The organism is Kineococcus deserti, from assembly GCF_050871945.1.
Taxonomy (GTDB): domain Bacteria; phylum Actinomycetota; class Actinomycetes; order Actinomycetales; family Kineococcaceae; genus Kineococcus.
The window spans coordinates 40,735-51,062 of the sequence record NZ_JBJLSI010000036.1 but is presented as its reverse complement, the minus strand read 5'-3'; the positions used below and the strand labels follow the sequence as shown (position 1 = coordinate 51,062).

The 10,328-nt window shown below is 71.4% G+C and carries 10 protein-coding genes; 5 read left to right on the top strand and 5 right to left on the bottom strand.

Annotated features, from left to right (window positions below):
• Positions 1–99: 99 nt before the first annotated feature.
• Positions 100–510 carry a transcription antitermination factor NusB gene (gene nusB, locus ACRYR2_RS21225; protein ID WP_432564881.1) on the bottom strand — a complete coding sequence of 137 codons (411 nt, stop codon included), beginning with the start codon at positions 508–510 and terminating at the stop codon, positions 100–102.
• Entirely contained in the window at positions 510–1,073 is a 564-nt protein-coding gene (gene efp, locus ACRYR2_RS21220; RefSeq protein WP_432564880.1) for an elongation factor P, read from the bottom strand. Before efp ends, nusB begins: the two co-directional genes overlap by 1 nt.
• 300 nt (positions 1,074–1,373) lie before the next feature.
• Here efp and ACRYR2_RS21215 point away from each other — a divergent pair, with 300 nt between their 5' ends.
• The 5 genes from ACRYR2_RS21215 to ACRYR2_RS21195 all read left to right on the top strand — a co-directional run bounded on the left by ACRYR2_RS21215 (position 1,374) and on the right by ACRYR2_RS21195 (position 6,117).
• Complete coding sequence (locus ACRYR2_RS21215; protein WP_432564879.1) at positions 1,374–1,760, top strand: hypothetical protein; 387 nt, start codon at positions 1,374–1,376, stop codon at positions 1,758–1,760.
• Between the two features lie 293 nt (positions 1,761–2,053).
• Positions 2,054–2,563, top strand: coding sequence for a hypothetical protein (locus tag ACRYR2_RS21210; protein ID WP_432564878.1), 510 nt, complete (start codon positions 2,054–2,056; stop codon positions 2,561–2,563).
• Positions 2,554–3,744 (top strand): hypothetical protein, encoded by a 1,191-nt coding sequence (locus ACRYR2_RS21205; RefSeq protein ID WP_432564877.1) that lies wholly within the window; start codon positions 2,554–2,556, stop codon positions 3,742–3,744. The genes ACRYR2_RS21210 and ACRYR2_RS21205 overlap by 10 nt, the downstream gene beginning before the upstream one ends.
• A 40-nt stretch (positions 3,745–3,784) precedes the next feature.
• On the top strand, positions 3,785–4,972 hold the full coding sequence (locus ACRYR2_RS21200) for a hypothetical protein (protein ID WP_432564876.1): 1,188 nt from the start codon (positions 3,785–3,787) through the stop codon (positions 4,970–4,972).
• Between the two features lie 20 nt (positions 4,973–4,992).
• A complete protein-coding gene (locus ACRYR2_RS21195) occupies positions 4,993–6,117 on the top strand; it encodes a glycosyltransferase family 87 protein (protein WP_432564875.1) in 1,125 nt (374 codons plus the stop codon).
• Here ACRYR2_RS21195 and aroB read toward each other — a convergent pair.
• The 3 genes from aroB to ACRYR2_RS21180 all read right to left on the bottom strand — a co-directional run bounded on the left by aroB (position 6,093) and on the right by ACRYR2_RS21180 (position 10,291).
• Positions 6,093–7,181: a 3-dehydroquinate synthase gene (aroB, locus tag ACRYR2_RS21190; protein WP_432564874.1), complete on the bottom strand. Its 1,089-nt coding sequence runs from the start codon at positions 7,179–7,181 to the stop codon at positions 6,093–6,095. The genes ACRYR2_RS21195 and aroB overlap by 25 nt on opposite strands.
• The gene (locus ACRYR2_RS21185) at positions 7,178–8,707 is read right to left on the bottom strand and encodes a shikimate kinase (RefSeq protein WP_432564873.1); all 1,530 of its coding nucleotides are present in this window, start codon (positions 8,705–8,707) and stop codon (positions 7,178–7,180) included. Before ACRYR2_RS21185 ends, aroB begins: the two co-directional genes overlap by 4 nt.
• A gap of 105 nt (positions 8,708–8,812) precedes the next feature.
• On the bottom strand, positions 8,813–10,291 hold the full coding sequence (locus ACRYR2_RS21180; RefSeq protein WP_432564872.1) for a cell wall-binding repeat-containing protein: 1,479 nt from the start codon (positions 10,289–10,291) through the stop codon (positions 8,813–8,815).
• Positions 10,292–10,328 lie beyond the last annotated feature (37 nt).

Below are 10,328 nucleotides of genomic sequence, written 5' to 3'. Positions count from 1 at the left end.
CCCCCCCCCCCCCCCCCCCCCCCCGCGCCCCCCCCCCCCCCCCCCCCCCCCCCCCCCCCCCCCCCCCCCCCCCCCCCCCCCCCCCCCCCGTGCCGCCACTCAGGCGGTGAGGGTCTCCTTGAGCTCCGCGATCCGGGCCAGCAGCCCGTTGACGAACTTCGGGGACTCGTCGGTCGACAGCTCCTGGGCGATCTCGACGGCCTCGCTCACCGCGACGTGGTCGGGCACGTCGGGGGCGTGCAGGATCTCCCACACCCCGATCCGCAGCACCGCGCGGTCGACGGCCGGCATGCGGTCGATCGTCCAGCCCATCGAGTAGGTCGACAGGACCTCGTCGATGCGGGCCTGGTGCGCGACGACACCCTCGACGAGGGTGACGGCGTACTCCCCGACCGGCGGGTCGGCCCGGACGATCTTGTCCCGCAGGACGTCGAGCGGGGCGAGCTTGCGCTGGTCGGCCTCGAAGAGGACCTCCAGCGCGCGCTTGCGCGCCTTGCGGCGAGCAGCCATCAGTCGTTGACGCGGCCGAGGTAGTCGCCCGTACGGGTGTCGACCTTGACCTTCGTGCCGGTCTCGAGGAACAGCGGGACCTGGATCTCGTACCCGGTCTCGACGGTCGCCGGCTTGGTGCCGCCGGTGGAGCGGTCGCCCTGCAGGCCCGGCTCGGTGTACGTGATCTCCAGGACCACCGAGGTCGGCATCTCGACGTAGAGCGGGGTGCCCTCGTGCGTCGCGACGATGACCTCCTGGCTTTCGAGCATGTAGTTGGCCGCGTCACCCACGGTCTGCGGGTTGATGTGGATCTGGTCGTACGTCGAGGAGTCCATGAAGACGAAGTCCTCGCCGTCCTTGTACAGGTACTGCATGTCGCGCTTGTCGACCGTCGCGGTGTCGACCTTCGAGCCCGCGTTGAACGTGCGGTCGACGACCTTGCCGGACAGGACGTTCTTCAGCTTCGTCCGGACGAAGGCACCGCCCTTGCCGGGCTTCACGTGCTGGAACTCGACCACCGACCACAGGTTGCCGTCGAGGTTCAGCACGGTGCCGTTCTTCAGGTCGTTCGTCGATGCCACGTCGTCTCTCAGTCCGTCTCTCGTGCTTCAGGCTCCCGCGGACCGGGTCGGACGCGGGCAGGGCGTCCCCATCCTACCGAGCGGGCGGGGCGGCGCCGTCCGGCAGCGTGGCGACGGGGTGGGCCGGCGGTCACGGGGCGAGCACCGCGGGCACGGCCGTTGCGCCGGACGGTGGAGGTGCGCGCGCGTCCGGGTGGCGAGGGGGTCCTCGCCCTCAGCCCACCCCCGGCGGGCACCGATCACCGTCTGAGCCCCACCGCGGGGTGCCGCACGACGCCGGAGCAGGAAAGGAGGCCGCGTGTGAGCCTGCACGCCGAGCCCCGAGCTGCCCAGGAGCCGCCCCGCCGCGCGCGCCGGGCCGGCGTCGTCCTCGCCGGCGTCGTCACCGCCGCCGGCCTGGCCACCGCCGTCACCCTGGCCCTCGTGCTGGACGACCGGGCCGACCGGGCCGCGGACGACCTGCGGGGGCGACTGCAGCTCGTCGCCGACGCCCAGACGTCCTGGCACGCCGAGCACGGTGAGTACTCGCTGTCGCTGGCCGACCTCGGGGTCGGTGAGTCCTCGGGTGACCTGGCGATCGTGTCGGCCGGTGCCGACGCGTTCTGCGCCGGGGCGTACGACGGGCGGACGGACACGGCGCTGTTCTTCTCGCCGGCCGGTGGGTTCAGTGGCGAGGCGTGCCCCTGACCCAGCGGAAGGCGGGGCTCGGCTGCCCCACCGTCCTGGTGATCGTCGCGGCCCTGGCGCTCCCGGTCTCGCTGGATCACCGCTCCGAGGCAGTCTCCGCCACAACGTCCGACGATCAGCTCGACGCCGTCCGCCCGGCAGGCACCGAGTCCTTCTCCGCTGGGCAGTCACGAGAACGGGCCCTTGGTGTCCTAGGCCCGCCGCTGGTTCGGCCAGGTCGCCTGCCTCGGAGTGATCTTCCGCTTCAGTCGCGGCTGGGCGCTGTCGATCCAATCCACGAAGGAGGCCGGGCCATGGAGCAGCAGCAACCCACCAGCGACCACGACGTCGAGGAAGCCGCCGACGGTTTCTACTCGCCCGTACGCCGCCCCCCGGTGTTCGACCCGGCGGGTGCATACCGTCGGTCCATCGCCGGGCAGGCGATGACGCCCGAGGAAGCCCGCAAACACCGTCGGCGACGGCGCCGGACGATCGACCGGGTCGTTGGCGCCGGGCTGCTCATCACCCTGGGAGCAGGCGGCTGGTTCGGGTACCGGCCGGTGTGGGCGAAGACCAAGACGTCCGTTCGCGACGCGATGGTCCAGGAGATGAAGGACGTTGCGAGCGCCGAGCAGAACTACCGCTCGCTGTACGGGTCCTACACGACGGACCGTACCCAGTTGGCGCTCGCCGACGACGGTTTCAACGACGTCCGCATCGTGTCCACGGCCGCACGAACCTTCTGCCTCTCAGGTGACCCCTTGGTGGGGCAGAAGCTCTACTACTCCCCGGACGGCGGCTTCAGCGAGGTTCCGTGCGTCTGAGCCCCGGCCTGGGACGTGCTGAGTTCTTGGTCCGGAACCGCTTCGTCCTCATCGGCCTGCTGTCCACCGCGCTCGCGGTCCGCACCGCCTGGCAGGGTCCCTCCGGATTCGACTACACCTTCTTCCGACTGGCGGCCCTGGTGTTCGCGGGCCGACCCGAGGACGTCGCACCGAGCCTGTTCTTCGCCGGTCCCGCCTCGGACGCCAGCCCCCTCGAGCTCTACCAGCAGGTACCGACGGTGCAGATCGGCCCTGTTCCGTTGACGGTCGTCGCACCGTTGGCTCTGTGGCTTCCGCAACAGGTGGCAGTCGTCGTCATCGCCGTGCTGTGCGCACTGGCGCTGCCGCTGTGCCTGCACATGTTGGAGCGCGCGGCCGACGCGTACCACGGTCCGGACGCGCACCGGCCCCTCGTGGTCCTCGCGGCTGGTGCGGTGTGCCTGCTGCTGTGGCCGACGGCCGTGGGGCGCTACGTCCACCCCGACGACGTCCTGCTCCTGGTGGCAGCCTGCGCCGCACTGCTCGCGGCGGGACGGCAACGGTGGATCGCCTGCGCTGTCCTGCTGGGCATTGCCGCCGGCGCCAAACCCTGGGGGGCGGCGTTGCTTCCGCTGGCAATGGCTGGGACGACCGGCGCCAAACGCATTGCGGCGTTGGGACTGGCGGGCGTCGTCGCCATTCTGCCCTGGTTGCCGTTCGTCCTCGGGGCCCCGGGAACTGTGAGCGCTCTCTCGCAGTTCCACATCTTCGTCGGGCAGACCTCGCCGCTCTCGCTCGTCTGGTCGGGAGGCCAGGTACCTCCTTGGTTGCGACCGATCCAGGTCGGACTGGGGGGCTTCGCGGTCGTCCTGACGGTTCTGCGGCGGCGGCCGCTGCTGGCCGTCGCGCTGGTCGTCGCCATCCGGGTGTCCACCGAGGGCCAGGACTACGACTACTACTTCGCTGTGCTAGCCGTCGCGGCGGTCAGTGCGGACCTGGCCGTCCGGGGACGACGCTTCCCGTGGACCACGACGATCCTGGTCCTGCTCATCCACGACGCGCGCTGGCTGGTCTCGGAGAACTGGCAGGTGGCGTACGTCCAGGCGTCGCTTGTCCTCGTCATCGTCGCGACCGCTGTCCTCTCCCCGCCGCCACGCCGGTGGCCCAGGCGCCCTGCTGTCGCCGCACCGCGACCGGGCTGAGGTGTTTCAGCGTCGCGGCAGCACTGCCGATCTTCTGCTCGTGCGACGAACACCCCGCGACAGCGCCTCCGGCCTCCCCGCCTGGCTGCTCACCCTCGCTCGCGCCCGGTACGTCCTGCTGCTGCTGGCCGGGGTCCTCCCGGGGCTCTGGCACGTCCACTCCAGCGGAGGCGTCGGCGACTGGGCCTACTTCCGCGCGGGTGCGTTGGTGCTGACCGGTCAGACCGATCTTCCACCCGGGCAGCTGTACCTGGACTCGCCTGACACGCAGATCGGCCCGCCCGCTCTGCTCCTCGCCCTCCCCGTGGCGCTCCTGCCGGCCGCTGTCAGCACGTGGACCATCGTGGTCCTGCTGGGGGCGGCCCTTCCGCTGTGCTGCTACCTGCTCGAGCGGGCGAGCGGGGAACGAGCCGCGGATCCCCGGACCGGCCTGACAGTCCTAGCCGGCGGCTTGTTCGCGGCCCTCTACTGGTGGCGGGTGTCCGCCGACTTCACACATCCCGACGACGTCCTGGCGGTCCTGGCAGCCTGCCTCGTCCTGTGCTGGTTCCGCACCCGGTCCGAACCGTGGACCCCCTGGGTCGCGGCGGTCGTCCTGGGAACCGCAGCCGCCGGCAAACCCTGGGCCATTGGCTTCCTGCCACTGGTCGCTGCATGGTCTGGACCCCTGGTGCTACGGGCCGCGCGCCTCGCCGTGGGTGGTCTCGTGGCGGCAGCCTGGTGGGCCCCCTTCCTGCTGGCGGCACCGGGGACGCTCAGTGCGCTGGGGACCTTCCGGGTCGACGTCTGGTACTCCTCGCCGTTGACGCTCCTCGGCCTGGCCGGCGAGCCCTACCCGGCCTGGGTGCGCCCAGCGCAGTTCGCCCTGACGATCGCCCTGGCCTGCGTCGCGGTGGCCCGGCGACGGGCTCACCTGGTCCCCTTCGCTGTCGCAGCCGGGCGCATCGCCGTCGACCCCCAGGCGTGGGACTACTACTTCGCGACCGTGGCGATCGCCTGCTTGGCGGTGGACCTGCTGCGGACCCGCTACCGGGGTCCCTGGCTGACGCTCGCGGTCGTGTTCGTTCTCTACGACGCCCGCTGGCTCGCCGACTTCGAGCTGGCTGCCGCGTTCCAGGTCCTGCCCCTGCTCGTGGCCTGCGCCGCTCTGGCCACCGACCTGCGTCCGGGCCGGAGAACTGCCCGATCGCTGACACCGACTCGGTCCAGATCGTGGGGGGCGGCGTGATCCGGCCGGACTCCTCTCGCGTGCTGGCTGCCTTGACCCGTCACCGCTTCACCGCCATCGGGGTCGTCGCGGTGTGGATCGTGGTCTCCAACCTGCTCACCGTCGGACCGCCCGACGATTGGTGGTACTTCCAGCAGGCCGGACGTGTGTTCACCGGACAGGTGCCCGACACCGCCCCCTGGGAGTTCTACCGTGACCACCCGGACGTCTGGATCGGTCCCGTCCCCCTCCTGGTGATGACGCCACTGTCCTTGCTGCCCAACGCAGTCGGGGGTTCGGTCGTGGCGATCGCCTCGGCCGTGGCCCTGCCGTTCGTCTGCCGCGCCGCCGAGCGGCTGTCCTCCCACCCTCGTCCGCTGGTGGTGCTCGGGGCCGGGGTGCTGGCTGCGCCGGTGTGGGTCGAACTCGCGACGACGTTCACCCACCCTGAGGACATCGAGGTGGTGGGTGGAGCACTCCTCGCACTCTGGGCGCTGAAGCACCGGCGCCCTCTGCTCCTCGGCTTCGCAGTGGGCATGGCCGCGGGTGGCAAACCGTGGGCGGTCGGACTGTTGGCGCTGACCCTGGTCCCGCTGCCCGGGCGACGGTGGACGGCACCCGTCACGGCGGTCCTGACCGCCGGTCTGCCGTGGTCGGCCTTCGTGGTGGTCCCCGGCACCCTGGACGCCCTGACCTCCAGCACCGCGCGCGTCTTCGCCGAATCTCCGCTCGGGCTTGCTGGCTTCGCCGGCGACGTCTACCCCTCGACGGTACGGATCACGCAGTTCGCGCTGTGCCTGCTCGCCGTCTCCGTCGCCGCGTGGCGAGGTCGGCCCGAACTCGCCCTCTTCGTGTGCGTCGCCGCACGACTCCTGCTGGAACCGCAGGTCTGGGACTACCACTGGGCCACCCTCGTCGCGGGAGCGGTCCTGGTCGACGTCGCCGGATCCCGCCGTGGCCTCCCCTGGACCACGGCCGTCACCTTCACCGCGTTCCAGCTCTCACGCCAGGTCCTGCCGGAGGCGACAGCCTGGGCCCAGTGCGTCCCAGCGCTCGTCGCCGTCGCCCTGTTGGCGCTGCCCGCGCTGCCCGCCTGGACCCGGACGTCCAGGCCGCTACTGCCGCGGCAGCGCTCCGCCGCTCAGGACGAGCTGATCTCCGAGTAGGCCGCCTGCAGCATCGCCGGGTCGGGCCCCTCCAGCCGCGAGGGCTTCCCGACGCCGTCGAGCACGACGAAGCGCAGCATCGCGCCGCGGGACTTCTTGTCCCGCTTCATGGCGTCCAGCAGCTGCGGCCAGCGGTCGCCGCGGTAGGTCGTCGGCAGGCCCAGGAGTTCCAGGACCGCCTTGTGCCGGTCGGCATCGGCGTCGGACAACCGGCCGGCCATCCGCGCCAGCTCCGCGACGTAGCAGAGCCCCACGCTGACGGCCGCCCCGTGCCGCCACTGGTACCGCTCGACGAGTTCGACGGCGTGAGCGAAGGTGTGGCCGTAGTTGAGGATCTCCCGCAAGTCCGATTCCTTCAGGTCCTCCCCCACGACGCGTGCTTTGACCCGCACGGCCCGCTCGACGAGTTCAGCCAGGACCGGCGAGTGCGGGTCGGTGGCCGCTGCGACGTCGTCCTCGATGAGTTCGAGGATGCGTTCGTCGGCGATGAAACCGCACTTCACGACCTCGGCGAGGCCTGCCCGCAGGTCGTGGGGCGGCAAGGTGTCGAGGGCGTTCAGGTCGCACAGGACCCCGGCCGGCGGGTGGAACGACCCCACGAGGTTCTTGCCCTCGGCGGTGTTGATGCCGGTCTTGCCGCCCACGGCGGCGTCGACCATCGCCAGCAGGGTCGTGGGGATCTGCACGACCCGCACACCGCGCAGCCAGGTCGCGGCGACGAATCCGGCGAGGTCGGTCACCGCCCCCCCACCCACCCCGACGACCGCGTCGGACCGGGTGAAGTCAGACTGTCCCAGGACGGTCCAGCAGAAGGCGGCGACCTCGGCCGACTTGGCCTCCTCGCCGTCGGGGACCTCCGCGAGGATCGCCTCGAGCCCCTGGGAGACGAGGTCGTCGCGCACGGCCTCGCCGGTGGAGCGCAGGGCACGCGGGTGGACGACGAGGACCTTGGCGACCTTCGGTCCGAGCAGGCCGCGCAGCTCGCCGAGCAGGCCGCGGCCGATGAGGACGTCGTAGGGCGCGTCGCCCTCGACGGTGATCCGGACGGGAGATTCGCTGGTCATCTGTCCTCCGCGAGGTCGTCGAGCGCACCGGCCAGTGCGTCGTCGTCGGCGGGGACCCCCGCCTCGGGCCGGCCCGGCTCGCGCAGCAGCACGAACCGGACGTCGTCCCTGAACTTCCTGCCCCGCAACCAGTAGGGCCGCAGGGTGCCGAGCTGGAACCGATGCACCGTCGGCAGCCCGAAAGCTCGCAGGCTGCTGCGGTGCAGTCCCACGCCCGCGTCGTCGAGCATGCCCAGACGGCGGGCCAGGTGAGCCGCGGCCATCAACCCCAGCGGCAGCGCATCCTGTTCGGTGTCGAGGACCTGCTCGAAGGCGTGCGAGAACGTGTGGCCGTAGTTCAGGTGCAACCGGCCCTCGCCCTCGCGCTCGTCGACGGTGACGAGGCGCGCTGTGGTCGCGACCGCACGGCGCACCAGTGCGGTGATCGCGGCGGGTTCCCCCGCCAGCACCTGCGGTGCGGCGGCGACGAGCGGTTCGAGGTCTCCGGGTTCGGCCACGAGTGCGATCTTCACGGCCTCGGCGACTCCCGCACCGAACCGCAGGTCCGTGGCCGGGGACACCCCGCTGGGGTCGCTGAGGACGGCGACGGGCTGGTGCACCGCGCCGAGCAGGTTGCGCGCCTGTGGCAGGTCGAGAGCGACCTCGCCGCCGAGCGAGGAGTTCACGAGCGCCTCCAGCGATCGCGGGACGACGGCCCACCGCATGCCGCGGTTGCAGGTGGCAGCCAGGAAGCCGGCGACGTCGACCACCGCTTCGTCACCGACCGCCAGGAGGAGGTCGTCCGGGTGCAGCGCCAGCTCCGCGGCGCGCACGGCGAGACGGCTGTAGACGTCAAGCGTCCTGACCGGGCCGGCGGGCAGCTCCTCGACGTGCACGACTCCGTCGAGGCTGTCCAGCACGGCCGGCAAGGCCGGCTCCCCCGCCCGGGCCACGACCAGGACAGCTCCGTGCGTGGACAGCCGGGTCCCGACCTCGGCCAGGAGCCCCGGCTTGATCTGCACCCGGTACGTGCCGCCCGGTGGTGCGACGAGGATGCCGTCCTTGCCGACGACCCCGTCCAGGACTTGCAAGGCGATCGCTTCGGCCCGACGGCCGTCGGTGCTGACGCCGACGTCGGCGATGGCCTCGAAGACCTCCCGGCGGGAGGCGTGCAGCTCCTGGAGACCGGGGCGGTGCAGCATCGGCCGGTAGGCGTCGCCCGCGGTGCGCCGCTTGGCCTGCTCGAAGGAGACGTCGAGGTGCACGACGGTGTGGTGGCGCAGCACCTCACGAGTGGCTTCCCGTCCGCAGGCGCCACCACCGAGCGACACCACAGCCTCGGGGCCGGACAGGACGTCGGCGACGACGGCCTGCTCGATGTCACGGAACACCGGTTCACCGTCGGCCTCGAAGATCTGCGGGATGGGCCGACGTTCGCGCTCCTCGATGACGAGGTCGGTGTCGACGAAGGGCAGGCCCAGGCGATCGGCCAGAAGACGGCCCACGGTCGTCTTGCCGGCACCCATGAAGCCGACGAGGACGATCACGGAACGGCTCCTGCGGGACGGGGTCGACGGACTCGACGATCCTAGTCGCGGGACGTCGCAGGACCCGCACCTGGTGGTGCGGGCCCTGCGACGTGCACGGGCGGGTCAGCTGACCGCGGCGTCGCCGATGTACACGTAGTTCGACTCGTCGGCCGTCGGCGGGATTTGCGACCCGGTGCTGGTCGTCGTGACCTTGATCCGGTCCACGCCTCGCACGTCGAGGTCGAAGGTCGCCGGAACACCCCGCGAAACGGTCGCCTCGCCGAGCAGCTTCTCGTCGCCGTAGACCCGGACGATGGAGGTGAGCCCACTGGTGTTGCCGTCGGCGATGCCGGCCGCGGCCGTGAACCGCGAGTACTTCGTCCCGAGGGTCCAGGTGCCGTAGTCGGCGTTGGGGTACTCCGTGTCCGGCACCTCGTACCGCGGGTCGGTGTCGAACGCGGTCGAGCGCGGGTAGAACCGGCCGCCGATCGTGGCGTGGTCGTAGCGGTAGCGCGCGCTGCCCTCGACGTAGGCGAGCTCGTCGAAGTAGGTCTTGGGGGCCGTGCCCACCGGCTGGCAGTTGGTGCGCTTGTTGGCGGCCTCGCTGATGCGGGTCGTGTAGCCGAAGGACTCCAGGCTGGCGGCCGACTCCTCCACCGTCTCCTGCAACCGCTCGATCTCGAGGTTGGTGCCCTCGGTGACGCACGTCCGCGCAGTCAGCAGTAGAGGTCCCTGCAGGCGCCCCGCCCGCGCCCCGGCCGCCAGGGCGTCCGCGTACGTCTCCCCCGACACGACGGTGACGTGGGCAGCGGCATCGAAGAAGTGCGCGCTGATGCGGTCCGCCGTCTGGTACCGGTCGGAACCGGCGACGCGGGCGACCGTTCCACTGGTGAAGGTCTGCAACTGGGCCAGGACGGTATCGGAGACCCGCTCGGTGCCACCGACGACGGTGATGTTCTGCGGCTGCAGGCGCTGCAGTTCCGCCACAACCGAGGCGGGGATCTGGTCGCGGTCCACCAGCAGCAGCGGCGAGGTTTCGTGGGCTGCGGCCGCGCTGCCGGCCAGCGCGTCGGGGTAGTTCCAGCCGGTCGCGATGACGACGTTGCTCACCGGCAGGTCGTTCCCGGTGCTCGCGTCGACCAGCGGGTACCACGCCTTGGACAGGTTCGCCGCCGTCTCGAAGCGGTCTTCGCCCTTGATGCGCGACAGGTGCGCCCTGGTGTTCTGCTGCAACCAGGTCATGACGTCGGCGCTGATGGACGCCTCGCTGCCGACGACGACGATCTGCTGGGCGTAGACGAGTCGTTCGCGGACCGACTGCGGGATTGAGTCCTTCTGGACGAGGTAGACGTTGCCAAACACCGCACCGGCGGTGGCGCCGGCGGTCAGACCATCGGGGTAGTTCTCACCGGTGACGAGGAAGGCTGTGTCGGTCGGGTCGCTGTCCGCGATCGCCGACGTCATGTACCGGTCGACCCCGTAAGCGGCGTGAAACCGCACAGGAGAGGCCTCAGCGGCGCCCGCGACCGTTCCACCGACCAGGCCGGCGAGGACGATCGCGGCCGCGGCGCGCCTGCCGGCGGCGTGGGGCTTGCGAATCATGGTGAGCTCCGAGGTGGTGGGGTGGTGCGGAAGGGAC